Genomic DNA, 23592 nt, shown 5'->3' on the forward strand with positions numbered 1-23592 from the left:
CAGGTATTATGCAGAAGAATTCACGTTGATGAGAATCATTTTCAATTAGTTTCTCTCAACAGGGTAATAGCGTGTTTCCGGCAGGGGAGGCACGTAGATAATCGACGCAAGGCGATCATACGAATCGCCAGAAATAAATAAAGTCGGTGATAGCAAGCAGTAAAACAAGAAACTACCTGACGGCAGAAAATCTCCGGTGCCGTACAGGGATCCTGACAGGATTAACAGTCTGGTTAAAAAACCAGCCATAATAATGAGGGAGTACAAACACAATGACTAACATCACTAAAAAAAGTTTAGTAGCTGCGGGGATCCTAACTGCGCTAATCGCTGGGAATGTTGCTACGGCGGCAGTTGTGCCAGCAGGTGTGCAGCTTGCTGAAAAGCAGACTCTGGTGCGTAATAACGGTTCGGAAGTTCAGTCACTCGATCCACATAAAATCGAAGGTGTACCTGAATCCAATATCAACCGTGACCTGTTTGAAGGTTTATTAATCAGCGATGTCGATGGCAAACCATCGCCTGGCGTAGCTGAAAAGTGGGAAAATAAAGACTTTAAGGTGTGGACATTCCATCTGCGTAAAGACGCTAAATGGTCTGACGGCACGCCTGTTACCGCGCAAGATTTCGTGTATAGCTGGCAACGCCTGGCTAATCCAAATACCGCGTCACCGTACGCCAGTTATTTACAGTACGGTCACATTGTAAATATTGACGATATTATCGCCGGCAAAAAGCCGATCACCGATCTCGGTGTCAAAGCTCTCGACGATCATACATTTGAAGTCACCCTGAGCGAGCCTGTTCCTTATTTCTACAAATTGCTTGTGCACTCATCCGTTTCTCCGGTTCCTAAAGCAGCGGTTGAAAAATACGGTGAGAAATGGACCCAGCCCTCTAACATCGTCACCAACGGCGCCTATAAGCTGAAAGACTGGGTGGTCAACGAGCGCATTGTACTTGAGCGTAACACCAACTACTGGGACAACGCCAAAACGGTTATTAACCAGGTTACCTACCTGCCAATTTCTTCTGAAGTGACTGACGTTAACCGCTATCGCAGCGGCGAAATCGACATGACCTATAACAACATGCCGATCGAGTTATTCCAGAAACTGAAAAAAGAGATCCCGAACGAAGTTCACGTTGACCCGTATCTGTGCACCTATTATTACGAAATCAACAACCAGAAAGCACCGTTCAACGATGTTCGTGTTCGTACCGCCCTGAAACTGGCGTTGGATCGTGACATTATCGTCAACAAAGTTAAAAACCAGGGGGACCTGCCGGCGTATAGCTTTACCCCTCCTTACACCGATGGCGCGAAACTGGTTGAACCAGAGTGGTTCAAATGGTCTCAGGAAAAACGTAATGAAGAAGCGAAAAAACTGCTGGCTGAAGCCGGGTATACCGCTGAAAAACCGTTGACCTTTGACCTGCTGTATAACACCTCAGACCTGCATAAAAAGCTGGCCATCGCTGCGGCATCTATCTGGAAGAAAAATCTGGGCGCCAACGTGAAGCTGGAAAACCAGGAATGGAAAACGTTCCTCGATACGCGCCATCAGGGTAACTATGATGTTTCGCGTGCGGGCTGGTGTGCGGATTACAACGAACCAACATCCTTCCTGAATATGGTGCTGTCTGACAGCTCCAACAACACCGTCCACTATAAGAGCCCGGCGTTTGATAAGCTGATTGCGGATACGCTGAAAGTGACTGATGAAGCGCAGCGCAGCGAACTGTATTCGAAAGCGGAACAGCAGCTGGATAAAGATTCTGCGATTGTACCGGTTTATTACTATGTTAACGCCCGCCTGGTAAAACCATGGGTTGGCGGATACTCCGGTAAAGACCCGATGGATAATATCCACGTTAAAGACTTGTATATTATCAAGCATTAATGGCAAGACGTGGGGCAATCATTTTGCCCCACAGTGTCTTTTTTCTTCGAACTATTAACACCGCTTTACCTGAACGTCGGGGTAGAAGAGGTGTAAAGGCACACGCCAGAAGGTACGGGCAATGTTAAAATTTATATTACGTCGCTGTCTGGAAGCGATTCCGACGCTGTTTATACTTATTACGATTTCATTCTTTATGATGCGCCTTGCGCCGGGAAGTCCATTCACCGGGGAACGTGCGTTACCGCCAGAGGTACTGGCTAATATCGAAGCGAAATATCATCTTAACGATCCTATCTCGACGCAGTACTTCAGCTACCTCAAGCAGCTGGCGCATGGCGATTTTGGGCCATCTTTTAAATATAAAGACTATACGGTAAACGACCTTGTGGCATCGAGCTTTCCGGTTTCTGCGAAGCTGGGAGCTGCGGCCTTTATTCTGGCGGTCCTCGTTGGCGTTAGCGCTGGGGTGATAGCCGCGCTGAAACAGAATACGCGCTGGGACTACACGGTGATGGGGGTGGCAATGACCGGGGTGGTTATCCCCAGTTTCGTGGTCGCTCCCTTATTGGTCATGATATTTGCCATAACCTTGAAATGGCTGCCCGGAGGCGGCTGGAATGGCGGGGCGTTGAAATTTATGATCCTGCCGATGGTGGCCTTGTCACTGGCTTATATCGCCAGTATCGCCCGTATTACCCGCGGTTCGATGATTGAAGTGCTGCACTCTAACTTTATTCGTACCGCGCGCGCTAAAGGGTTGCCGATGCGGCGGATTATTTTCCGCCATGCGTTAAAACCTGCGCTGTTGCCTGTGCTGTCCTATATGGGACCAGCATTTGTCGGCATTATTACCGGTTCGATGGTTATTGAAACCATCTATGGTTTGCCGGGCATTGGCCAACTGTTCGTCAATGGCGCGTTAAACCGCGACTATTCGCTGGTCCTGAGCCTCACCATACTGGTAGGGACGCTGACCATCGTGTTTAACGCGATTGTTGACGTGCTGTATGCCGTTATCGACCCGAAAATTCGTTACTGATACTGGAGCTCGCTATGATGTTAAGTAAGAAAAACAGCGAAGCGCTGGAGAATTTCAGTGAAAAGCTGGAGGTCGAGGGCCGCAGTCTGTGGCAGGACGCGCGTCGACGCTTTATGCATAACCGCGCGGCGGTAGCAAGCCTGGTAGTGCTGGTGATTATTGCGCTGTTTGTGACGCTGGCGCCGATGCTGTCGCAGTTTACCTACTTCGATACCGACTGGGGTATGATGTCCAGCGCGCCGGATACGGAATCTGGACACTATTTCGGCACCGACTCGTCAGGTCGAGACCTGCTGGTTCGTGTGGCGATTGGCGGTCGCATCTCGTTGATGGTCGGCATTGCCGCGGCGTTGGTCGCGGTAGTTGTCGGCACGCTATACGGTTCTCTGTCGGGCTACCTCGGCGGTAAAATCGACTCCGTGATGATGCGTCTGCTGGAAATCCTCAACTCCTTCCCGTTCATGTTCTTCGTGATTCTGCTGGTCACTTTCTTTGGGCAAAATATCCTGCTGATTTTTGTCGCTATTGGGATGGTATCCTGGCTGGATATGGCGCGTATCGTGCGTGGACAAACGCTGAGTCTCAAGCGCAAAGAGTTTATTGAAGCAGCGCAAGTGGGTGGGGTATCTACCGTGCGCATCGTTATCCGTCATATTGTGCCGAACGTGCTGGGCGTGGTGGTGGTGTACGCTTCGTTGCTGGTGCCCAGCATGATCCTGTTTGAATCCTTCCTGAGCTTTTTGGGATTAGGGACGCAGGAGCCATTAAGTAGCTGGGGGGCGTTGCTGAGTGATGGTGCCAACTCGATGGAAGTCTCACCATGGCTGCTGCTGTTCCCGGCAGGCTTCCTGGTGGTCACTTTGTTCTGTTTTAACTTTATTGGCGATGGCCTGCGTGATGCCCTCGACCCGAAAGACCGTTAAGGAGTGCAGCCATGAGCGTAATTGAAACCTCAACCGCGCCGCTCGCGCAACAACAGGCTAACGCACTGCTGAACGTTAAAGATCTGCGCGTGACGTTTGCCACCCCCGACGGCGATGTGACTGCGGTAAACGATTTAAACTTTTCTCTGCGAGCTGGAGAAACGCTGGGTATTGTTGGGGAATCCGGTTCAGGGAAATCGCAAACGGCTTTTGCCCTGATGGGCCTGCTGGCGGCAAATGGCCGTATCGGAGGTTCCGCAACCTTCAACGGACGTGAAATTCTGAATTTACCGGAACGAGAGTTGAACAAACTGCGCGCCGAGCAAATCTCGATGATTTTCCAGGACCCGATGACCTCTCTCAATCCGTACATGCGAGTCGGCGAGCAGTTGATGGAAGTTCTCATGCTGCATAAAGGCATGAGCAAAGCGGAAGCCTTTGAAGAATCGGTCAGAATGCTGGATGCGGTGAAAATGCCGGAAGCGCGTAAGCGTATGAAAATGTATCCGCATGAATTCTCCGGCGGGATGCGTCAGCGTGTAATGATCGCCATGGCACTGTTGTGCAGGCCTAAATTACTGATAGCCGATGAGCCGACTACTGCGCTCGATGTTACGGTACAGGCGCAAATCATGACCCTGCTGAATGAACTGAAAAGCGAATTCAACACTGCGATTATCATGATCACCCACGATCTGGGAGTAGTTGCCGGTATTTGCGATAAAGTTTTGGTGATGTACGCCGGACGTACCATGGAATATGGCAGTGCGCGGGATGTCTTTTATAAGCCCGTTCATCCGTATTCGATTGGTTTGCTGAATGCCGTACCTCGTCTGGATGCCGAAGGGGAAGAGATGCTGACTATTCCGGGCAACCCGCCGAACCTGTTGCGTCTACCAAAAGGCTGTCCATTCCAGCCGCGTTGCCCGCATGCGATGGAAATCTGTAGCAGTGCTCCGCCACTGGAAGAGTTTAGTCCGGGCCGCCTGCGCGCCTGCTTTAAACCGGTGGAGGAACTGGTATGAATGCGGTCACCGAACAACGAAAAGTGCTCCTTGAAATTGCCGATCTTAAAGTCCATTTCGACATTAAAGACGGCAAGCAGTGGTTCTGGCAGCCGTCTAAAACCCTGAAAGCGGTTGATGGCGTGACTCTGCGACTGTATGAAGGTGAAACCCTGGGCGTGGTCGGCGAATCAGGCTGTGGAAAATCGACTTTTGCCCGTGCGATTATTGGCCTGGTGAAAGCCACCGATGGAAAAGTCGCCTGGCTGGGTAAAGATTTGCTGGGCATGAAACCCGATGAGTGGCGGGAAGTGCGTAGCGATATTCAGATGATTTTCCAGGATCCGCTGGCATCATTGAACCCGCGCATGACCATCGGTGAAATCATTGCCGAACCGCTGCGGACTTATCATCCGAACCTGTCTGGTCAGGAAGTCCGCGACCGTGTGAAGGCGATGATGATGAAGGTGGGGTTGCTGCCAAATCTGATTAACCGCTACCCGCATGAGTTTTCCGGCGGTCAGTGTCAGCGTATTGGTATTGCCCGGGCGCTGATCCTCGAGCCGAAGCTGATTATTTGCGATGAACCGGTTTCGGCGCTGGACGTATCCATTCAGGCCCAGGTGGTGAACCTGTTACAACAGCTCCAGCGTGAAATGGGATTATCGTTAATCTTCATTGCTCACGACCTGGCGGTGGTGAAACATATCTCCGATCGCGTGCTGGTCATGTATCTCGGACACGCGGTGGAATTAGGGACTTATGATGAGGTGTACCATAATCCGCTGCACCCTTATACCAAAGCGTTGATGTCTGCAGTGCCGATTCCCGACCCGGATCAGGAAAGGAACAAGGTTATCCAGTTGCTGGAAGGCGAATTGCCGTCGCCGATTAATCCTCCTTCCGGCTGCGTGTTCCGTACGCGCTGCCCGATTGCCGGACCGGAATGCGCAAAAACCCGCCCGGTTCTCGAAGGAAGTTTCCGTCACGCAGTTTCCTGCCTGAAAGTAGACCCGCTATAATCCAGAGGGCTGACAAAGGTCAGCCCTTCTTTTTGGTGAGGTATATGTGTCAGGTTTAGTCTCTTCTGTCCGCCGCGCGCTCTATCGCAAATTATTCGATTTAAACACCCGTTCAGGGCGTCGCTTTGAAGGTATGTGCGCGCTGTTCGCCTTGCTCAGCGTTATTGTTATCTTCATTGAGTCCGGGGTCGGGACGCAATACCATTTAACCTTTGAGGAATGGCGCATTTTTGTCTGGCTGGAGATCTTTATTACTCTGGTCTTTACCCTCGAATATTTTCTTCGCTTATGCAGCTGGGCCAATCCCGCAAAATATGTGTTTAGCTTCTGGGGGATTATCGATCTGGCCACCATTTTACCGCTGTACGTGATGTGGCTATGGCCTGAAATCAGTCTGAGCTATGTCTTCGCCTGGCGAGCGATGCGTGTCCTGCGCGTCTTGCGTATTCTCAAGCTGCTGCGTTTTATGCCTTCTCTGCGAGTGTTCTGGAATGCGTTAAAAAGCGCCCGTCATCAACTGATGTTGTTCTATTCCTTTATTGCCATTCTGATGGTTGTTTTCGGCGCGATGATGTATCTGATAGAAGGGCCCAAATATGGCTTTACTACGCTGAATGCGTCTGTGTATTGGGCTATTGTTACGGTCACCACCGTCGGCTACGGTGACATTACACCGCACACGCCGTTGGGACGCATGGTGGCGTCAGTGCTTATCCTGATTGGATACTCTGTGATTGCGATACCGACCGGATTGATAACTACACACATGAGCAGTGCGTTCCAACAGCGCGGATATCAGCGTAGATGCCCACAGTGTCAGCAGGCGCAGCATGAACATAGTGCGCAGTTTTGTAACCGCTGCGGAAGTAAACTGCCGGGCTAAAAATGAAAAAAGCTGCGAGAGCAGCTTTTTTGTTTGTTACTCGCGCCAGAGAATATGGCAGAGTTTGTGATCTTTTTCGCGACATAATAAAACGCGCGCAAAAATATCGTTAATCTCGCCGTCTTCTGTATCTGCCAGACCAATCACCACTTCGGCAAAGAAGTCAGGGTTCAGGTCAAAATCAACATGCTCCTGCCAGTCTTCTGCCGGGTCGAATAACTCGGCACCACCGCGCTCTTCAAACTGTAAATTGAACAGAATGATGTCGGCTGGATCCAGGTTGTCCGCAGCCAGTTCAAGAAAAATATCGTAAGCCTGCTCAAGCGTTTCGTCTTCAGTCAGGCGATTGTTCAAATCCATATCCATAATGACTACCTGTTTACTGTCTGATGGGCACGTTTTACAGCAACGGACTAAAGAAGTAAAACAGTCGCTCAGCGATCCGCTGCCAGAGTGGTCGTTTTACCCACAAACGGGCATCAAGCAGACGAGAACGCGAAATATAATCATCCTGTACTGCCGCGAGATCACCACCGAATCCGGCATCATCAATGACCAGCGTGATTTCAAAATTGAGCCACAGACTTCGCATATCCAGGTTAACGGTACCGACCAGACTCAGCTCGCCATCGACCAGTACGCTCTTGGTGTGCAGTAAGCCACCTTCGAACTGATAGATTTTAACGCCAGCCGCCAGCAGCTCAGTGAAAAAGGCCCGGCTTGCCCAGCCAACCAGCAGGGAATCATTCTTGCGTGGAAGAATAATACTGACGTCGACCCCGCGCTGCGCCGCTGTACAGATCGCGTGCAGCAGATCGTCGCTGGGAACGAAGTAGGGCGTGGTCATAATTAAATATTCACGCGCCGAATAAGCCGCGGTTAACAGCGCCTGATGAATCAAATCTTCAGGGAAACCAGGTCCCGAAGCGATTGTGTGAATGGTGTGGCCGCTGGCCTGCTCAAACGGCATGATATTGACGTCTGGCGGCGGGGGCAGAATGCGCTTGCCGGTCTCAATTTCCCAGTCGCAGGAATAGACGATGCCCATAGCGGTGGCTACCGGACCTTCCATTCTCGCCATCAAATCCACCCATTGCCCGACGCCTGCATCTTGTTTGAAGAAACGCGGATCGACCATGTTCATGCTGCCGGTATAAGCAATATAGTTATCGATCATGATCATTTTGCGGTGCTGACGCAGGTCCATACGGCGTAAAAATACACGCATCAGGTTTACTTTCAGCGCTTCAACAACCTCGATACCCGCGTTACGCATCATCGCGGCCCATGGGCTGCGAAAGAACGCCACGCTACCCGCGGAGTCCAGCATCAGGCGGCAGTGAATTCCACGCCTTGCGGCAGCCATTAATGACTCGGCGACCTGATCGGCCATACCGCCTGGTTGCCAGATGTAGAACACCATCTCGATGTTGTGACGCGCCAGTTGAATATCACGGATCAATGCCTGCATCACGTCCTCTGAACTGGTGAGCAACTGCAATTGATTCCCTTTAACGCCAGCGATTCCCTGACGACGCTCGCACAGCTTAAATAAGGATGACGCGACGCTGCTGTTTTCCTGCGCAAAAATATGCTTACAGGCTTTAAGATCGTTCAGCCACTTGGCCGTTGACGGCCACATTGCCCGGGCGCGTTCGGCGCGACGTTTACCCAGGTGGAGCTCACCGAAGGACAGATAAGCAATGATCCCTACCAATGGCAGAATATAGATGATCAAAAGCCAGGCCATTGCGGAGGGCACTGCGCGTCGTTTCATTAGAATGCGTAATGTTACGCCAGCAATGAGTACCCAGTAACCCAGAATGACCAGCCAACTCACCACGGTGTAGAAGGTTGTCATAAATTTAAAAATCCTTTTGAAAGCGTATTGTTAAGAGTTTACGCATCAGGATTAATCTGGCAAATAAAAACACGGGAAAACCACTGGTCAGCATTCGGTGTGGCGTTATAATGGCCGTTCAGTGACTGAAAGAGTAGTAAACATGAAGCGTAGTAGAACGGAAGTGGGACGCTGGCGGATGCTGCGTCAGGCTAGCCGCCGTAAAGCACGTTGGCTTGAAGGACAATCGCGCCGTAATATGCGTATCCATACCATCAGAAAGTGTATTCTCAACCATCAACGTAACTCGTTGCTGTTTGCGATCCACAACATCTGATCTCAAAAGGGCACCGCTGGCGGTGCCCAATGTCTGCTTTTCGTTTTGTTTTTAAAATACTTTTTTGTATTGTCATTCGGCCTATTTCGAAGAATTCCGCGTAAAAACGTTCTGTTACGCTAAAGCCTTCTATTACCTGCCTTTCGGCCTTCCAATCATCACACTTTGAGTACAAGTGTTACATTGCGGGTAGCTTAGAGCAACGAGTTTTGTGTACACTTTTGCGTACTCAAAAGCCAAATGTGTACCCATTCAATGATCACTGACACAAAGCTCAGGAAGGCCCTTGGCAAGAAGCGCGATGATATCGAAACCATTTCAGATTCTCACGGACTCAACGCAAGGATCAGCCAGGCTGGAAAAGTTTCTTTCTTCTATCGATACAGATGGGCTGGTAAAGCTGTAAAACTCAATGTCGGTGATTATCCAGCAATGAGCATTGCTCAGGCAAGGGAAAGGCGTCAGCAGTTCAGAACGTGGCTAACTGAAGGTTTAGATCCTCGCGAGCAAGTGAAGCTGGAAAAATTATCTCGCGAAGGTTCTATGACAGTGGCTGAAGCCTTCAATTATTGGATCGAGAAACACTGCATCGCGAATCAACTCACAAAGACGGATTATTATCAGCTGGTATTCGCCAAACATATCGCCGAACCGATGCGGAACGTCAAAGTCGATAACTCGACAAAAATGCACTGGATAGATGTATTTGATCAGATTGAAAGCAGGGTAATGGCCCACTATATGCTTTCACTGTGCAAGCGCTCATTCAGGTTCTGTATCAACAGGGGCGTTATATCGACTAACCCGCTTGAGGGGTTGCTACCCACTGATGTCGGGCAAAAGCCGAAAAAGAGAACGCGGCGTCTGGATGATAGTGAACTGGTGGCAATTTATCGCTGGCTGCAAAATCGCATGTCGATTGAGTCCGTATTTCTTGTGAAGTTTATTATGCTGACCGGGTGTAGAACGGCAGAAATTCGATTAAGCGAAAGGTCGTGGTTTAGACTGAATGAAAATGAGTGGATAGTTCCTGCTGGAAGTTACAAAACGCGAGTGCACATGAGAAGGGCTCTTTCTGATGCTGCGGTGGGGGTGGTCAAAAATCATCTTGAGAAGATTAACACAAAACACTTAGTCACCTCACAGCGCTTACTGGATGGTGAAATCAAGGACGTCCCAGTACATCCGCCAGTCGCTTCAAATTACGCAAGGTATATTTGGTCTGCTGCGGGAATGGAACCCTGGTCTCTCCATGATATGAGAAGAACGATCGCGACAAACCTTTCAGAACTTGGCTGTCCGCCGCATGTGATTGAAAAACTACTTGGTCATCAGATGGTCGGTGTAATGGCTCACTACAATCTGCACGACTACATCGATGACCAAAAACACTGGCTCCACGTTTGGCAGAGCCATCTTGAAAGTATCATTGGTGAGCCATTCAGTTAATTGGCTGTTTCACACCTTCCCACTCTTTGACTGACTCCGACTTCCAGCGGTTTGGGTTACCAGGAAAATCAGGAGCAGGGAACGGCTTCGCAAAACCCCGCGGCATAGTTTCTGTGCTTTGCCATGACCAAAGGGTTTTACGTGAGATTTTGTATCGACTGGTCAGGTCTGACGTCAGCAAAATATCATCCATCGTTTTTCTCCAATGGCCCGTACTGGGCCATTTATAAAAGTAATATCAACTCACCTGACCCGGCAGCGCTCGCAATCTGCGCATGCCTGTCATCGCCGTGGCCACGTAGCTCGCCTTGCGGTTCACTACCTCCACCCAGACCTTCACACCTTCAACTCTCACCGTGTACGTTTCCTTCATCTTGCTGCGTCCGTAGTCGCCGTAGCGTTCGTGATGAGTGGCCAGCGCGATGTCGCATGCCTGACGCGCTAACGGAGACTGCTGATTGGCTCGGTTAATTAGTCGCATTACATCTCCTCAGTGGGAGGGCGGACCCTCCCAACTCAGTTAGCCAACGTATTCCGGTTTCATATCCGCCAGGGTGATACTGAACTGATCGTGCAGCTCGTCGCCCAGATGACGTTTCGCCGTTGCAAGAACTCGCTCAACTTCCCCAAACCCTTCAGCTGCATCCGGTTCGTCCGGAGACGGTAGGGAGTTGATCGCTGCCTCAACCTTGTTACGTGAATCAACCAGGTAATAACGTTTCACCGCCTTGTTCTTCAGCTCAGTGAACAGGGCTGAACCCAGCGTAACCTTCGCGCTTTCGATATCAGCGCGCAGCGCTTTGGCGCTATCAACATCCTGTGCGGCATCTATACGCTCGCGGAAATCATCAGCCAGTGAGTCGATATTTACCGACGACTCCTGCGCGCTCTGCGTGGTTGTGACGGTGTCACCTGCTATTTCAGCAGCGCTCATTCGTTGTATTGGTGCAGGGTTAATTTCGCGCTCTGTTCGTTGTTCCAGATCTTCTCTGTCATAAACCCCCATTGTGACTTCAGGGCAGTAAGTCCTCGCCCAATACTTGACGGCCAAATAACCTATTTGCTGTTTAGGTGCGGTTTTCCACAAAGGGGAATTTCGCGTAGTAATATCAGCAAGGTAAATTGGCTCTCCCCAGGTCACCTCTGTCTCGCCTCGAAGGACTGCTCCGACACGAACAAACAAACCTGATTCATCACGCCCGTCTTTTTTGCCAACAATTTTTTCCCACTCGCCGCCGTACTCGTATTTAAAGCGCCCGTGTACAACTTTGGAGCTGGTGATTAAAGCGTTGTAAAGCTGTGCTTCATAACCCAGAGCCCCGTTAACCAGGTGTGTTTTCTGTCCTACAACAAATGGGTCCATACCCCAACGAGCGGCCTGCATGATTATTGCCAGGCAATCAGAAGGTCTTCCCTGTAGATGTTTCGGTACTGTCGCTACGCCCTGAGACATCACCTCTGCTAGCTTCATCATGCGATCCATGACGTCGATATTCAGAAGCAGGGATGTGTTATTCATCGTGTTCGATTCGTTATGTTCAACAACTGCAACGTTGGTCTTTTCCATCATCATTCCCCTTATGCCTGAGTGCGCAGCGCTTCAAGGCGGCGCAGGTCGAAGTCGTTCAGTTCGTCGGTGTAATCAGCGGTGATCGGCGCTGGCCATTCGCCAGTGTCAAAGCCGGTAGCGATAGCGCGCATCGCCTTGCGGTACTCGAGCATGCCCAGTTCCAGCAGTTCGGCGGAGGCCTCGATGATGGCAATCCAATGGTAGTTCTCGTCTTTGTTGACGAAAATCCAGAAGAACTGGTCCAGTGTTGCGGTCTCGCAATACATAGCCGCGCTCAGGTGGTAGTCACGATCGATGATTTCTCGGTGCAGTTTGGCGCGAAGACCTTCCTGCTTAACGTTCCACATGCTGATGGTTTTCAGGTCGGCACCGATGCGCAAGCCGTCCAGGTCGATTTCCAGATCCGGGCGCACACGGACTTCCAGACCGGTTTCGTCGTCGAAGCCAAAGTAGCTGACTTCTACTGCGCGGCTCGGGTGTGTCAGTAGCTTGCCAGCTGTCGGGTGCTGGAGCAGGGCTTTCTGAATGCTCAGTGCAGTGCTCAGTTGCTGGCGGGTGACCAGCACTTTCCCATGCGGATTCTCGCGCCACGCATCCAACAGCTCGTCGGCGAAGACGGCTTCCGGATTAACAGACTTCACAGCCTGAATCAGATCTGCTTTGGTACCGGACACTTTCAGCGGTGCCAGTTTCTGCGCTTCCTGTGCAACCAGGTCAGGACTGATGATTGCCAGTTGCTCGAGTAACGCATCACGGCTACCGCTGGTTTTCACCTGAGCAGGCAGAGTGGCGTTGTATTCCTTGATGCAGGCTTTCATCGCCGCAGCGGTCTGCTTCTGATCCGCTTCGATACGCTGGTACTCTTCTGGCAGCGACATATAGCTCTGACCGGTTTCCTCGGCTGAACCACCCAGCGGCACCTGAGCAGGCAGAGTGGCGTTGTATTCCTCTAGCAAAGCTTTGATATCGTCTGCGCTCAGTTGCGCTGGCAGGCTGGCGTTGTACTCATCAATAAACGCGCGGATCGTTGCCGTGGTGGTAAATGCGCCTTCCGGGATTACGGGTTCAACGCTAAATTCTTCATCGAGCTGCTCTGGCTGCAACGCCAGCGCATGCACCAGGTTACCCATATCCAGTACAGAAGAGCGTTCTTTGATAATGGTTTTCTCTACGTGGCGCGCATTGAAGTACATCAGCGAAACACGTGCGTCTTTCACCTGGGTTGAGCTGATACCGTTCGCTGCGTGATAAACCTCGTTCGGCAAACCCTCATAGCGACCTGGCTCGAAGTAAGCGGGGTACATGACAGCCGGTTCGTCAGTTTGCGCTTCTGGTTCGGTTTGGTTTACAGAGTCGCTATTTTGGGCGACAGAATCCGTATTCTGGTTTACATCGGCTTGCTGGCTGGTATATGACTCTTCACCAGTTTCCAGACTGCTTTTGCCTGACTGCACTTCAGTACCAGCCTGTTTTTCATCACTGACAGTTTCTTCCATCTGCACATCGGCGGCGTCCTCATTTTCCGTTTTATCTTCCTCATTTGAGGCGGCGTTGTAGCTTTCATGAACCCACTTCGGATCGTTCGGGTCACTAATGCCTTCAACGAAGTCACCGCGCGAAACCGCAAGAATTTTGTTTACCTCTTCAGCCGTTACTTTTTCCTGTTTCATCGGTACAGGCATAGACGAACGACCGCAGGCTATATCAACGAGCAGCGGATCTGGATTAGCGTGGTCAGTTTCTGTCAGTACTCTATTCAAATATTCCTGATGTTTGACGGGATCTTCATAAAGTCCTTCTGGTGTAGTTTTTACTGTTGCGATAATGCAGGCACGTGAGTAGTCCAGGCTACCAGGCATTGAAACGAATCTCTCTCGAGTAGCCAGCCATTCAGGATCGTCCATCTTATTCATGATGGAGTTTGCCTGTAGTTCTATATCCAGAGGGACGTTGTAAATATCAAATTCGCGGTCACGGGCACGTAACGCCAGAGCAATTTCATGCTCCAGCCCGAGAATGGTTTGCGGGAATTTGCGGTCAGAGGCAATGCCGCCACCGGCGTTCGCACCAGAAGGTGTGCGATTAATGGTTGTTACACGATTACCTTTGCTCCACTCTTTAACCAGTAGGCCGCGATCGATGTAATCTGTATTGAACCATACCGTCAGGAACTGAATAACGGTTGCCAGTTCTGGTTTTTTCCCGTCGACAGGGAATGCTTTCTTAACTGCATTCACAACTTTATGAATATCGTGCTCAATGGCTTTTTTGAATGCTTCCACATTCTCAGCAGCCAGCAGCAGGTTCTGGACGTACGCGTCATCGGTGTCCATCTCAAGGCGTACAATCTCGTTTTTCTGCCCAGCGTCGACGTGATAGAGATATTCACCATCACCAATGAACTGAGCCAGTACGCGCTGGCGGAATGGCAGGGTGGCAATGACGATTAGGTTAGGCTGGTCTGTCTGCTGAGATTGATCGTCAGTACCGACTTGACCATCAACGACATTGTTATCTGTCTGGTGGTTTTCTTCCTGCGCCGCATCATCAGCTTTCAATTTCACATTCCAGGTGCGCTGGTCTTCGGCCAGTTCGTAACGATCACACCAGGTGAAATCAACTTCACCTTCTTTTGGCAGACCGTCAACAACCGGGAAATCAGTGCGAATTGGTTTGGCGTAGTCCTTACCACGGCCCGTTTCGATGCCTGCATCTTCCAGTGCGACATCCAGCATTAGGTTGGCGCGAGCCTCAGTTTTTGCAGTGAACCAGACCACTGCATCTTGCTTTCCGGATTTCTGAGTGGCTTTAACCACATTAAAGAATTCCATGTGAGATCCTCATTTTTGGGTGTTAGAATCCCCGGACCATTGATAGCGCCCATTGGGTTAACTTTGGTTTTAATGTTGTTTCCGGTGTAACTTTGGTCGGTGGCACCGGACGTAGCTCCCGCCTTGCGCGGGTTTTACGTTAGCCTTCGTGAGCCATCTGGTCGTGCGAAGCGCAACGTCTGGAGCAATACTCTTTCTCTTTACGCGCCAGCTGTGAGCCGTTGCGATAGAGAAGGGTGCTTTTGATTACTTCTTCCGGTTTAACCGGCTTCCTGCAATAACCGCATTTCTTGTCAAGCATCTGGATCCCCCTTCTGTGCCAGCAGGTAGCAGAGACGGCGGAGAAGCACCTCAAAGTAATTCAGCCTTACGGCCTGCTGCTGGGCTGGTTCTCGTGCAAAGTCTTTCATATAACCCCCCCTCTAGCTGATCTCATTTTTTCAGCTGAAAACCACGAGAAAGCAGTTCCTTAGCTTCTTTTGCGGTGATGCGCTTTAGGCAATCGCAATCGTCATTGAGTAAGGCTTTTGCGACAAACATGCTTTTAGCCTTAATAACTATCAACTCCTGATGTTCACCGTGGAACGCCATGAAATATCTCATCTCACCCTCGATACCTTGCTTCTGAAACTCAGTGAACTTCGCTGGTGGTGCCGCGGCGCTGATCTTCACGGTTGAGCGTTTTAACTCTGCAGTTCACCACCGCGAAGCTCACTCTGTGCTTTGCCCTTGTCGCCAGGCTGGCGGAACGTTTCAAACCTACTGCGCGTTAATCTCACCACCTCATTTCGGTCTTCGTATGCCCCGGACGGCTACTTCGTGGGCGTCCTGCCTAGGTGGTTGTGTTGATGGAGTAAGTAAAACACTGCTTTACTTTTGTGTCAAGCAAAGTGGTATTGAAAAATAAAATGATGCTTTACTGGAGGCGTGGCTTTTTCACAGAGGTGCGGAAGTCTGAGGTTTAGAATGCTGAAAATGTTGGGATATCGCTCCAGAAGGAGGAATTTCAAAAAAAGAAAATGGAATGTAAAAAGGCTGGGCTTGGTGATTGAAAAACGGAATTGAGATTACAGTTTGCTGATGTTGGTGTGCTTAACTACTTGAAAGATATTTTTATTTTAAGATTTTTATTTCTTGATACTGTCACTTGTCCTGCGGCTCATATACCTTTCGTATAGTTCATCGAGTTTTTTTAAACGTATTGATATTGCCTGAATCACATCGTTTTGGTCTTCTTCTGGTAGTTGACGGAAGAGATCTAAAAGTTGGCGTTCATTATTCTTTAGACCATCATCTGGTCCCACTTCCTGGCCCAGAACCCAAGCTAAGCTTACTCCCAGTCTATCAGCGAGTTTAATCGCGGAATTTTTCCCTATTGTCCCCCTCAAGAACCAGTTATTAACAGACTGGGAAGTGACACCACAAATTCTTGCAAGATCTGCCTTTGAAAGATGGTTACTTTCTATTATTTCTTTAAGTCTTTGAACTTGTTGGTTTTCAGCTAACTTAGTGTTTTTTTTCATAAATCTGATTTTATTGAGATTACTCAGAGTCTTCTTTAATCCTGCGATTCATATATTTCGCATATAACTCGTCAAGTTCCTTAAGGCGCAGAGAGAAAATCCGAATCATGTTCCGTTGCTCTTCTTCTGGTAACTGACGGTATAGCTCCAGTAGGCGTTGTTCGTCAGGCTTAAGTCCATCCTTTTCTCCAACATCCTCTCCAAGTAGCCATGGCACTGAGACGCCAGCTGCATCAGCTATAGCCAATGCAGAACCTTTGCTAATTCTTCCTGTTTTGAACCAACTGGAAACAGCTTGCTTGCTGACACCAGCAATCCTGGCCATCTCTGTTTTAGAGAAACCTTTCTTGTTCAATTCTGTAAGCCTGGAAATCAGCTCATTTGTCATTGTTTTTTCGCTCATTTCATTAGTGTAAATGATCGCTTTACTGTCAGGTAGGCATTCATGATTTGACTTTTAAAGTAAAATGGTGCTTTACTTTTGCCATCTAAGGAGGCCCTATGACTGGTGTTGAGAAAGCTATTCAAAAATTCGGAACGGGTGCGGCACTTGGAAGAGCGCTTGGATTTTCAAAAATGACAATTTCCAACTGGAAGAAAACAGGCATTCCGCCCGATCACATTCGCTCTGTTTTTGAGCTTACGGGAGTCACTCCGCATGAGTTGCGGCCTGACTTATATCCCAATCCAACCGATGCCTTACCAGCGCAAAAAACGAGGGCATAACTATGCAGTCACTGTCACTTCATCAAAATAGCGGATATCAACCGGCTGCGATGATAAATCGCAATCAACCTGTCTCGGTAGATAAACATGACCAGATCCGCGATGCCGTTCGTGCGTGGGCGGGTGTAGATGGTCAGGATGTCGTTTCTGCTCTGATCGTCGAAGAGTACCGGGCGCAGGGGGGGGACGAGATTACTTTCCCTGGCGATCTCAGCCGACAGCGTCAGAAGCTTTTCCGCTTTCTCGATAACCATTTCAATAGCGAGCGGTACCGCGAGAACGTTCGTCAGTTGACTCCGGCAATTCTTGCTGTTCTGCCGCTCGAGTTCCGCAATCGCCTGCTACCAGAAGACAACGTTATGGCCCGTCTGGCTCGGCTGGAGAAAGAAACCAGCGAAGCGAAGATTGCCGTCGCGATGGATGCGCCACGTCATCAGAAGTTGAAAGAGCTGAGTGAGGGGATTGTGGAGATGTACCGCGTTGACCCTGGGTTAACCGGTCCGCTGATGGAAATGGTGCAGATGATGCTGGGGGCTATATGACCGGTTCAAAAATGGCGAAAGCCGTGGTGCTCGAACACCAACGGCTTTCAGGTGCAATTCGTTGTGGACTCATTGCGAGGAAATTATGTCAGAAAAGTCAGCCTTCAGAAAGATAGATGGGCCACCACTTTAGCGATTAAGAGGTTTTTATGCGTGATTACGCAACCGTTGCGCCTCAGTTCTGGCTTGGAAAAACAGGCCGTGAACTGAGGAAACAAGGCGCGGAGGCGCAGGTGGTTTCGTTCTATCTGATGACCTCGCCACACGCAAATATGCTCGGGTTGTATTACCTGCCAATTCTGTACATAGCCCATGAAACAGGTCTGGGCTTGGAAGGGGCTTCGAAGGGGCTAAAAAGCTCCATTGAAGCGGGATTTTGTAGCTATGACGAGGACACTGAGATGGTTTGGGTGCATGAAATGGCCGCCTATCAGGTTGGTCGATCACTGAAGCCAGGGGATAACCGTTGTGCTGGTGTCAGGAATGAGTATGTGTCATTACCTGAAAACCCTTTTTTATCATTATTTTATGAACGTTATAAAACAGATTTTCACCTTAATTTAAAACGTGAATCGCGCCAAATTTCCGAAGGGGCTTCGAAGGGGCTACGAAGCCAAGATCAGGAACAGGATCAGGAACAAGATCAGGATAAAGATATTTTGGGGCATGGCGCCGCCACACCCCGAGGGAAAAATACTTATCCGGATGATTTTGAACTGGCGTGGCAGGAATACCCAAAACGCGCCGGTGGTAACAGCAAGGCTGATGCGTTCAAAGCCTGGACTGCACGTATTAAATCCGGAGCAACAGTTCAGGAGCTTACCGATGGTGTTCGGCGATACGCGGATTACGTAACTGCCGCTGGAAAACTTAACACCGAGTATGTGAAACAGGCATCCACGTTTTTTGGCCCCTCAAAGCACTACGAAGAGTCGTGGTCTTTAGCGAAGCCAGATGGAAAACGGGATCCGAACAAAATTTCTCAACCAGATAAAGCGATTCCGACCGGATTCAGGGGGTGACGATGAAAAACATGGTTGGTACCGGAAGTGCTCTCGAGCGCCTCAGAAAACTCATTCCACCTGGCGTTCAGCCGAAGTTCACCAGTGCAGCAGAGTTGTTGGCCTGGCAACGGGAAGAGGGCTTGAAGCGGTGTGAAGAACTGGACAGGCTGAATCAGAAAGCCCGGACAGAGAAAATTTTCGGTCGCTCAGGAATTCAAAGCCTGCACCGCAGCTGCACGTTCGCGAATTACCAGGTATCCGGGGAAGGGCAGCGTAAAACCTTCACGATGGCAAAGAGCTACGCGCAGAACTTTGGGGTCGGATTTGCGAGCTTCGTGTTCAGTGGTGGTCCTGGTACTGGGAAAAACCATCTGGCGGCAGCGATCGGAAATCATCTCCTGTCTGGTGGCCAATCAGTGTTGGTAGTAACTATCCCTGACCTGATGCTGCGCGTTCGCGAGTGCTACGACGGTGGTCAATCAGAGGCTGCGTTGCTGGACGACCTCTGCAAAGTCGATCTGCTGGTGCTGGATGAAGTCGGTATTCAGCGTGGAAGTAACGGCGAGAAAGTCATTCTGAATCAGGTTATCGACCGTCGCCTGTCGTCAATGCGTCCGGTAGGGATCCTGACGAACCTAAACCACAATGACCTTCTCGTGGCGTTGGGCGCGCGGGTTATCGACCGTCTTCAAATGGATGGCGGGATGTGGGTGAACTTTGACTGGGGTAGCTACCGCAAAAACGTTAGCCATCTCCGGGTCGTTAAATAACCTCGAGGGCAAATCACTATGGCAAGCAAATCACTGTGGGCAATTGTCGATTTTCTTCGGGTTAACCAGACCATCACGCCGCGACAGGTTAAGAATCTGCTGGGATGCGACAGTAAGAAGGCACACAACCTGCTGCTTCACCTGGTACGTAGGGCAGTAGTTATACGAGCTGGCGAGCCACATCACCCGGTCTATTCGCTGCAACCCGGCGGGGAACTGAATATCAAGCAGCTCAAATCGAGTATGAGAAAAAACATGGTTACTTCAGTATGCCGTACAAGTCCGGCGATGAAGCGGGTTCTGGAATTTTACGGGAGAGCATCAGCATGAAACAAATAGTACAAGAAAATATCATTGAGTTAGCGAAGTTGGGACATGAGCGCGCGGCTGAACTGAAAGCATCATGCGGTGCAGTCGACGTGCGCAGCGTGGCGCAACTGATTAGCGATCTGGCTTCGCAGCTTGAGGTGCAACTGGCGCGAGGTAACGTGCAGGCAGAGCAGCTATCTAACGTCGAGAGTAAGTGCAGGGAGCTGGCAGCGGAGAGCAAAAGGTTAAGCCGCTTCATATCCGGTAGCTGCTACGTATTCGATGGTGGCCATGAAGATGATATGCCTGATGAATTTAAAGATGCATCGCATTATATGCCGATAGTAACCCCGACCACTGACGAGATCCTTGCTGAAGTGCGGGCGCAGAGTGTGGAGATGTTCGCCGAACGCAAACACAGAGAAATGATGTCACTACATCCCGACACCCACGCCATTGGCTCAATCGTTGCGGCAATGAGCGCAGAGTTGAAAGAGTTACGCGAGTTCGCCGCCCAACTTCGCAAAGGAGCCGCGCTATGAGCAGGAACATAATTCCGGAGTGGATGCGCTCAACAAAGCCTACCGAAGCAGAGCGCAAAGCCGCGCAGGAGGTAACTAGTACAAGAGTTCATCCTGTACTATCCGACGAAACTACTTTGTAGCAACGTCAAACTCATTAACAGCTGATGCTACTGGTTTCCAGATACTAACAACATCAGCGATCACATCAAAAACCTTTCCATGGTTTTTATCAGAGATATTTTTCATCTGTGCAAAGTTTGTATCAAAACTCACCCCCCCAACAGCATCCCGTAACTGACTTTCAGTTATAGGTGATACAGATTGCGATGACAAGTTCAGGAAAGCCCGAAGGATGCGGGCATTAATTTGCTCAGGCCGTTTGGCCCACAGCTTCAACCGGCGTGAGACTTTAGATACCTCGCTCATTTCTACGCTTGCTGATGAGTCAGTATTTGAGAGCATTGATTCAATCTCTTCCAAAGATACAAGTGCTTTAATGATGTTTCGGTGAGCATTAGGTAGCTCTTTCCCCGAGGAAACGATAAATGCTGCATCCTCAAGTAAATGCTTAGCTTTTAGTATTTTATCTTTTACTTCCATTTTTCTATTTCTACTCATATTAAGTGATTTGAGTAAAATTAGTCTTTTTTTATTTTGAATGCAATAGGGGGTTAGAAAAAAATGCAAATCGACCTGGTTAAAACCCGGGCGGCGTATTCTCTCCAGCAAATGAAACAGACCTCGCACGACTCCTGCGCTTCAAAAACGGCGGAACCTACATGGACGAAATGAAGATGGCAAAGACGTTGTTCGCATTCTTCAATAGCCTGGATGTGAAGGATGATGGTTTTTTTAAATGATTTACTTTGGCTGGTTAGCGGGTGGAAATGAATATTAAGACGCTCTTAATTAAGGCTTTATGTGGCTCGTTAATCACATTGCTGGTACTTGCAGGCATCCTGAGTGTTTACATTTACGGCAAGGGTATCGATGCCAATGCAATCTGCATGCGTTTTACGCTGTATTGATTGGGCAAAAACCAGAGGATGCTGGGAAAAAGGTAGGCTTACAAAATATTATGCAGTTCTCGTTTCACTGGCTGCAATAAACTGTTGGCAGGTTTGAACAACTTAGAAGTAACAGGGTCATATAACATAAAATTGGCTCTTCCCATCACGTTAGGTGTGGCTATCAAAATGACTATTTTTTCTTTACTTCTTATTCTGTGGAGAAATGAAAAGGCTGTGGTTCGGGTGATTTAAAAGAATGCAATAGAACGTCAAGGTTAACGTCACATTAGTAACTCTATCTTATTAAACCCGCTCTGGCGGGTTTTTCTTTGTATAATCCCTCTCAAAGCCTCGAGGGGGATTCATCATGTCAGGCCATAACATCGCAGCAAAATCGAAAGAAGAGCAGGACAAGGTTAACGTTGATCTGGCTGCAAGCGGCGTTGCGTACAAAGAGCGCATGAACATGCCGGTTATCGCTGAGCAGGTGGCCCGCGAGCAGCCAGAGCAGCTTCGCGAATACTTCATGGAACGAGTTCGATACTATCGCGAGCAAAGCCTGACACTGCCAAAAGCATCCGACCCTCGCTATCTGGATATGGCAGCCCAGAACGAGAAGAAATAATTGGCTGTCTCATCGTTAGCGGCGTCAAGTTTTACACTCTGGCAGAAGGTGAGTCATACCCGGATCCGCATGCTGATAACCGGTATGTCGGTGCGTATGCTGTATTCAAGTTTGAGGGTAAATGGGTAGCCATAGATTTGTCAGTAGAAAGAAATTACATCTTTATAAACCATCACGAATTCAACCCGCTACGGCGGGTTTTCTTTTTTTACGCCTGACAGAAAATTAACAATTTGTGCTCTTAAAACGTTGATCATTTCTTCTCATAGGTATACTGTATAAAAACACAGTACATGCAATGGAGGCCATTATGAAAGTTGAATTAACCATTGATCGTATGAAAGAACTTCCTAAAGGCGCGGTTCCTGCACTGGAGAAAGAATTGCTTAAGCGCCTGAATGATCACTATGACAATTGCAGGCTCACAATCCGCCGTGCCGGGTCGGATGGGTTAAGTGTTTTTGGCGGTGACAAGGACGATAAAAAGAAAATTGAATCAATCCTCCAGGATACCTGGGAAAGCGCTGACGACTGGTTTTATTAGAATTGCGCTTAAGGCTGGCGCGCGTTTTTCAGAATACCGCAATTTGCGTATCCCTCTGATGCTGCTGCCGACAATCTTTAATCGCGTCTGTTAGTCGCTCAAAGGGAGAACATAAATGTGAGTGATTCAGCTTTGCAAACGTCAGAAGACAACTGGTATGACATTGTAAGAAGGTCTGACGGCTGCGTGGTGTTTAGCTTTCCTTCATCGGGCAGGCATCTAATTTATCGCGTCAATGGCATGGTTTCTATGCGGCCTTTGCTGGATGATGAAGAGGTCTTTACTCCCAATGGTTTTGTGCAATTTATCCGCCGTCTCGGCTACCGGGTAACTCCGCCTTCTGATAATATGAAATCAACGGTCTGAACAACCGTAACCTACTGCGCCACGGAGAGAAACCATGGCGCACGAACTACAACTCATCAAGCAGTCCTCAGGAATCCTGATCCCCGCGACGCCGGAGACCAGCGATATTCTGCAATCAAAAATCAAACTCGGCGCTGTGCTGGTGGCTGAGTTCCGGCAAGCACGCAACCCGGCCTTTCACCGTCGTTTCTTCGCATTACTCAATCTCGGTTTCGAATACTGGGAACCTACCGGCGGGGCAATATCTTCCAACGAGCGTAAATTGGTGACCGGGTACGCCAAATACCTTGCCTCATTCGGGGGAAGCGAAACAGCTCTTTTCGATGCTGCCGAGCAGTATCTGGAGCAGGTAGCCAGTCGCCGAATTACCAATGGGATCAGCCTGTGTAAATCCTTTGACGCGTACCGTGCATGGGTAATTGTCGAGGCCGGCCACTACGATGCCATTCAACTGCCTGATGGTACCCTTCGTAAACATCCCCGCAGTATTGCCTTCGCTAACATGGACGAAACCGAGTTCCAGCAACTGTACAAAGCCGCGCTCGATGTTCTGTGGCGCTGGGTATTGTCCCGGGCATTCAAGGACCAGCGTGAAGCGGAAAACGCCGCATCGCAGCTAATGAGCTTTGCGGGGTGATGGCGATGAAAATAAGTTGGTTTCACCATCACGAATGCACAACCGAACAGGCCGACGAGCTGGTGGCCAGTTACCGCCGTCGTGGCTCCACGGTAGAACGCAGCCTTAATCGCGACAACATCACCTGGACTGTCAGTGTGCAGCTGCCGGAAAGCGAGATAGCGCCGCGCCCGAGTAAGGTCTGGCAAAACAGGGCGTGGGGTTGAG

29 protein-coding genes and 2 pseudogenes are annotated in these 23592 nt (G+C 49.6%); 19 read left to right on the plus strand and 12 right to left on the minus strand.

Features of this window, described 5'->3' with window-relative positions:
* Positions 1-272 precede the first annotated feature (272 nt).
* The 6 genes from oppA (at position 273) to HV243_RS11455 (ending at position 6778) form a co-directional block, all read left to right on the plus strand.
* Complete coding sequence (gene oppA / locus HV243_RS11430; RefSeq protein WP_047358083.1) at positions 273-1904, plus strand: oligopeptide ABC transporter substrate-binding protein OppA; 1632 nt, start codon at positions 273-275, stop codon at positions 1902-1904.
* Positions 1905-2025: 121 nt separating this feature from the next.
* Complete coding sequence (gene oppB / locus HV243_RS11435; RefSeq protein WP_003020708.1) at positions 2026-2946, plus strand: oligopeptide ABC transporter permease OppB; 921 nt, start codon at positions 2026-2028, stop codon at positions 2944-2946.
* Between the two features lie 14 nt (positions 2947-2960).
* Entirely contained in the window at positions 2961-3869 is a 909-nt protein-coding gene (gene oppC / locus HV243_RS11440) for an oligopeptide ABC transporter permease OppC (protein ID WP_003020701.1), read from the plus strand.
* 11 nt (positions 3870-3880) lie between these two features.
* Positions 3881-4894, plus strand: coding sequence for a murein tripeptide/oligopeptide ABC transporter ATP-binding protein OppD (gene oppD / locus HV243_RS11445; protein ID WP_003833364.1), 1014 nt, complete (start codon positions 3881-3883; stop codon positions 4892-4894).
* On the plus strand, positions 4891-5895 hold the full coding sequence (gene oppF, locus HV243_RS11450) for a murein tripeptide/oligopeptide ABC transporter ATP-binding protein OppF (RefSeq protein ID WP_016156729.1): 1005 nt from the start codon (positions 4891-4893) through the stop codon (positions 5893-5895). Before oppD ends, oppF begins: the two co-directional genes overlap by 4 nt.
* Positions 5896-5941: 46 nt before the next feature.
* Positions 5942-6778, plus strand: a complete 837-nt coding sequence (locus HV243_RS11455) for an ion transporter (protein ID WP_049269434.1) — start codon at positions 5942-5944, stop codon at positions 6776-6778.
* Positions 6779-6814: 36 nt separating this feature from the next.
* On the opposite strand, the gene HV243_RS11460 is transcribed toward HV243_RS11455, so the two are convergent.
* Together HV243_RS11460 and cls are read right to left on the minus strand one after the other, a co-directional pair.
* Positions 6815-7144 carry an HI1450 family dsDNA-mimic protein gene (locus tag HV243_RS11460; RefSeq protein ID WP_003020691.1) on the minus strand — a complete coding sequence of 110 codons (330 nt, stop codon included), beginning with the start codon at positions 7142-7144 and terminating at the stop codon, positions 6815-6817.
* Positions 7145-7178: 34 nt separating this feature from the next.
* The gene (gene cls, locus HV243_RS11465; protein ID WP_016156727.1) at positions 7179-8639 is read right to left on the minus strand and encodes a cardiolipin synthase; all 1461 of its coding nucleotides are present in this window, start codon (positions 8637-8639) and stop codon (positions 7179-7181) included.
* Between the two features lie 142 nt (positions 8640-8781).
* On the opposite strand from cls, the gene HV243_RS11470 reads away from it, so the two are divergent.
* Both HV243_RS11470 and HV243_RS11475 read left to right on the plus strand, forming a co-directional pair.
* On the plus strand, positions 8782-8955 hold the full coding sequence (locus HV243_RS11470; RefSeq protein WP_016153268.1) for a YciY family protein: 174 nt from the start codon (positions 8782-8784) through the stop codon (positions 8953-8955).
* A 255-nt stretch (positions 8956-9210) separates the two neighbouring features.
* Positions 9211-10404 carry a site-specific integrase gene (locus HV243_RS11475; RefSeq protein WP_049269436.1) on the plus strand — a complete coding sequence of 398 codons (1194 nt, stop codon included), beginning with the start codon at positions 9211-9213 and terminating at the stop codon, positions 10402-10404.
* On the opposite strand, the gene HV243_RS25705 is transcribed toward HV243_RS11475, so the two are convergent.
* The 9 genes and pseudogenes from HV243_RS25705 to HV243_RS11510 form a co-directional block, all read right to left on the minus strand.
* Positions 10397-10597 (minus strand): hypothetical protein, encoded by a 201-nt coding sequence (locus HV243_RS25705; protein WP_016156725.1) that lies wholly within the window; start codon positions 10595-10597, stop codon positions 10397-10399. The two genes, HV243_RS11475 and HV243_RS25705, sit on opposite strands and share 8 nt — an antisense overlap.
* Positions 10598-10642: 45 nt before the next feature.
* Positions 10643-10885: a DUF4060 family protein gene (locus HV243_RS11480; RefSeq protein ID WP_019076930.1), complete on the minus strand. Its 243-nt coding sequence runs from the start codon at positions 10883-10885 to the stop codon at positions 10643-10645.
* 39 nt (positions 10886-10924) lie between these two features.
* Positions 10925-11971, minus strand: a complete 1047-nt coding sequence (locus HV243_RS11485) for a RecT family recombinase (RefSeq protein WP_181604073.1) — start codon at positions 11969-11971, stop codon at positions 10925-10927.
* An 11-nt stretch (positions 11972-11982) separates the two neighbouring features.
* Positions 11983-14805 carry a RecE family exodeoxyribonuclease gene (locus tag HV243_RS11490; protein ID WP_181604020.1) on the minus strand — a complete coding sequence of 941 codons (2823 nt, stop codon included), beginning with the start codon at positions 14803-14805 and terminating at the stop codon, positions 11983-11985.
* A gap of 139 nt (positions 14806-14944) precedes the next feature.
* The gene (locus HV243_RS11495; protein WP_181604021.1) at positions 14945-15106 is read right to left on the minus strand and encodes a YdaE family protein; all 162 of its coding nucleotides are present in this window, start codon (positions 15104-15106) and stop codon (positions 14945-14947) included.
* Positions 15099-15215, minus strand: a pseudogene (locus tag HV243_RS25540) (hypothetical protein); the annotation flags it as partial. The gene HV243_RS11495 and the pseudogene HV243_RS25540, both read right to left, overlap by 8 nt.
* Before the next feature lie 22 nt (positions 15216-15237).
* Positions 15238-15477, minus strand: a complete 240-nt coding sequence (locus HV243_RS11500; protein WP_181604022.1) for a hypothetical protein — start codon at positions 15475-15477, stop codon at positions 15238-15240.
* Between the two features lie 455 nt (positions 15478-15932).
* Positions 15933-16328, minus strand: coding sequence for a helix-turn-helix domain-containing protein (locus tag HV243_RS11505; protein WP_181604023.1), 396 nt, complete (start codon positions 16326-16328; stop codon positions 15933-15935).
* A gap of 19 nt (positions 16329-16347) precedes the next feature.
* Positions 16348-16816: pseudogene (locus tag HV243_RS11510) on the minus strand (helix-turn-helix domain-containing protein).
* Between the two features lie 13 nt (positions 16817-16829).
* On the opposite strand from HV243_RS11510, the gene HV243_RS11515 reads away from it, so the two are divergent.
* The 6 genes from HV243_RS11515 to HV243_RS11540 all read left to right on the plus strand — a co-directional run bounded on the left by HV243_RS11515 (position 16830) and on the right by HV243_RS11540 (position 20221).
* Positions 16830-17054: a YdaS family helix-turn-helix protein gene (locus HV243_RS11515; protein ID WP_181604025.1), complete on the plus strand. Its 225-nt coding sequence runs from the start codon at positions 16830-16832 to the stop codon at positions 17052-17054.
* 2 nt (positions 17055-17056) lie between these two features.
* Positions 17057-17596: a toxin YdaT domain-containing protein gene (locus HV243_RS11520; RefSeq protein ID WP_149382775.1), complete on the plus strand. Its 540-nt coding sequence runs from the start codon at positions 17057-17059 to the stop codon at positions 17594-17596.
* A 149-nt stretch (positions 17597-17745) separates the two neighbouring features.
* Entirely contained in the window at positions 17746-18618 is an 873-nt protein-coding gene (locus HV243_RS11525) for a DNA-binding protein (RefSeq protein WP_181604026.1), read from the plus strand.
* A gap of 2 nt (positions 18619-18620) precedes the next feature.
* Positions 18621-19370, plus strand: coding sequence for an ATP-binding protein (locus HV243_RS11530; RefSeq protein ID WP_181604027.1), 750 nt, complete (start codon positions 18621-18623; stop codon positions 19368-19370).
* 18 nt (positions 19371-19388) lie between these two features.
* On the plus strand, positions 19389-19700 hold the full coding sequence (locus HV243_RS11535) for a hypothetical protein (protein ID WP_181604028.1): 312 nt from the start codon (positions 19389-19391) through the stop codon (positions 19698-19700).
* Positions 19697-20221 carry a hypothetical protein gene (locus HV243_RS11540; protein ID WP_181604029.1) on the plus strand — a complete coding sequence of 175 codons (525 nt, stop codon included), beginning with the start codon at positions 19697-19699 and terminating at the stop codon, positions 20219-20221. The genes HV243_RS11535 and HV243_RS11540 overlap by 4 nt, the downstream gene beginning before the upstream one ends.
* A 111-nt stretch (positions 20222-20332) precedes the next feature.
* On the opposite strand, the gene HV243_RS25545 is transcribed toward HV243_RS11540, so the two are convergent.
* Positions 20333-20950 (minus strand): hypothetical protein, encoded by a 618-nt coding sequence (locus tag HV243_RS25545; RefSeq protein ID WP_249415230.1) that lies wholly within the window; start codon positions 20948-20950, stop codon positions 20333-20335.
* 630 nt (positions 20951-21580) lie between these two features.
* Here HV243_RS25545 and HV243_RS11550 point away from each other — a divergent pair.
* The 5 genes from HV243_RS11550 (at position 21581) to HV243_RS11570 (ending at position 23591) form a co-directional block, all read left to right on the plus strand.
* Positions 21581-21838 carry a DNA polymerase III subunit theta gene (locus HV243_RS11550; protein WP_181604030.1) on the plus strand — a complete coding sequence of 86 codons (258 nt, stop codon included), beginning with the start codon at positions 21581-21583 and terminating at the stop codon, positions 21836-21838.
* Between the two features lie 310 nt (positions 21839-22148).
* Complete coding sequence (locus tag HV243_RS11555; protein WP_016236996.1) at positions 22149-22382, plus strand: DinI family protein; 234 nt, start codon at positions 22149-22151, stop codon at positions 22380-22382.
* A 117-nt stretch (positions 22383-22499) separates the two neighbouring features.
* A complete protein-coding gene (locus tag HV243_RS11560) occupies positions 22500-22748 on the plus strand; it encodes a hypothetical protein (protein ID WP_181604031.1) in 249 nt (82 codons plus the stop codon).
* 34 nt (positions 22749-22782) lie between these two features.
* Positions 22783-23385: a DUF1367 family protein gene (locus tag HV243_RS11565; RefSeq protein ID WP_181604032.1), complete on the plus strand. Its 603-nt coding sequence runs from the start codon at positions 22783-22785 to the stop codon at positions 23383-23385.
* On the plus strand, positions 23385-23591 hold the full coding sequence (locus tag HV243_RS11570; RefSeq protein WP_181604033.1) for a hypothetical protein: 207 nt from the start codon (positions 23385-23387) through the stop codon (positions 23589-23591). Before HV243_RS11565 ends, HV243_RS11570 begins: the two co-directional genes overlap by 1 nt.
* Position 23592 lies beyond the last annotated feature (1 nt).

Origin of the sequence: Citrobacter sp. RHBSTW-00599, from assembly GCF_013784065.1 — a bacterium.
Taxonomy (GTDB): Bacteria; Pseudomonadota; Gammaproteobacteria; order Enterobacterales; family Enterobacteriaceae; genus Citrobacter; species Citrobacter braakii.

Bases quoted from the DNA above. Each gene is read 5' to 3' on its own strand.
- oppA (WP_047358083.1), top strand. From the start codon at position 273: ATGACTAACATCACTAAAAAAAGTTTAGTAGCTGCGGGGATCCTAACT.
- oppB (WP_003020708.1), top strand. From the start codon at position 2,026: ATGTTAAAATTTATATTACGTCGCTGTCTGGAAGCGATTCCGACGCTG.
- oppC (WP_003020701.1), top strand. From the start codon at position 2,961: ATGATGTTAAGTAAGAAAAACAGCGAAGCGCTGGAGAATTTCAGTGAA.
- oppD (WP_003833364.1), top strand. From the start codon at position 3,881: ATGAGCGTAATTGAAACCTCAACCGCGCCGCTCGCGCAACAACAGGCT.
- oppF (WP_016156729.1), top strand. From the start codon at position 4,891: ATGAATGCGGTCACCGAACAACGAAAAGTGCTCCTTGAAATTGCCGAT.
- HV243_RS11460 (WP_003020691.1), bottom strand. From the start codon at position 7,144: ATGGATATGGATTTGAACAATCGCCTGACTGAAGACGAAACGCTTGAG.
- cls (WP_016156727.1), bottom strand. From the start codon at position 8,639: ATGACAACCTTCTACACCGTGGTGAGTTGGCTGGTCATTCTGGGTTAC.
- HV243_RS11470 (WP_016153268.1), top strand. From the start codon at position 8,782: ATGAAGCGTAGTAGAACGGAAGTGGGACGCTGGCGGATGCTGCGTCAG.
- HV243_RS11475 (WP_049269436.1), top strand. From the start codon at position 9,211: ATGATCACTGACACAAAGCTCAGGAAGGCCCTTGGCAAGAAGCGCGAT.
- HV243_RS25705 (WP_016156725.1), bottom strand. From the start codon at position 10,597: ATGGATGATATTTTGCTGACGTCAGACCTGACCAGTCGATACAAAATC.
- HV243_RS11480 (WP_019076930.1), bottom strand. From the start codon at position 10,885: ATGCGACTAATTAACCGAGCCAATCAGCAGTCTCCGTTAGCGCGTCAG.
- HV243_RS11485 (WP_181604073.1), bottom strand. From the start codon at position 11,971: ATGGAAAAGACCAACGTTGCAGTTGTTGAACATAACGAATCGAACACG.
- HV243_RS11490 (WP_181604020.1), bottom strand. From the start codon at position 14,805: ATGGAATTCTTTAATGTGGTTAAAGCCACTCAGAAATCCGGAAAGCAA.
- HV243_RS11495 (WP_181604021.1), bottom strand. From the start codon at position 15,106: ATGCTTGACAAGAAATGCGGTTATTGCAGGAAGCCGGTTAAACCGGAA.
- HV243_RS11505 (WP_181604023.1), bottom strand. From the start codon at position 16,328: ATGAAAAAAAACACTAAGTTAGCTGAAAACCAACAAGTTCAAAGACTT.
- HV243_RS11515 (WP_181604025.1), top strand. From the start codon at position 16,830: ATGACTGGTGTTGAGAAAGCTATTCAAAAATTCGGAACGGGTGCGGCA.
- HV243_RS11520 (WP_149382775.1), top strand. From the start codon at position 17,057: ATGCAGTCACTGTCACTTCATCAAAATAGCGGATATCAACCGGCTGCG.
- HV243_RS11525 (WP_181604026.1), top strand. From the start codon at position 17,746: ATGCGTGATTACGCAACCGTTGCGCCTCAGTTCTGGCTTGGAAAAACA.
- HV243_RS11530 (WP_181604027.1), top strand. From the start codon at position 18,621: ATGAAAAACATGGTTGGTACCGGAAGTGCTCTCGAGCGCCTCAGAAAA.
- HV243_RS11535 (WP_181604028.1), top strand. From the start codon at position 19,389: ATGGCAAGCAAATCACTGTGGGCAATTGTCGATTTTCTTCGGGTTAAC.
- HV243_RS11540 (WP_181604029.1), top strand. From the start codon at position 19,697: ATGAAACAAATAGTACAAGAAAATATCATTGAGTTAGCGAAGTTGGGA.
- HV243_RS11550 (WP_181604030.1), top strand. From the start codon at position 21,581: ATGTCAGGCCATAACATCGCAGCAAAATCGAAAGAAGAGCAGGACAAG.
- HV243_RS11555 (WP_016236996.1), top strand. From the start codon at position 22,149: ATGAAAGTTGAATTAACCATTGATCGTATGAAAGAACTTCCTAAAGGC.
- HV243_RS11565 (WP_181604032.1), top strand. From the start codon at position 22,783: ATGGCGCACGAACTACAACTCATCAAGCAGTCCTCAGGAATCCTGATC.
- HV243_RS11570 (WP_181604033.1), top strand. From the start codon at position 23,385: ATGGCGATGAAAATAAGTTGGTTTCACCATCACGAATGCACAACCGAA.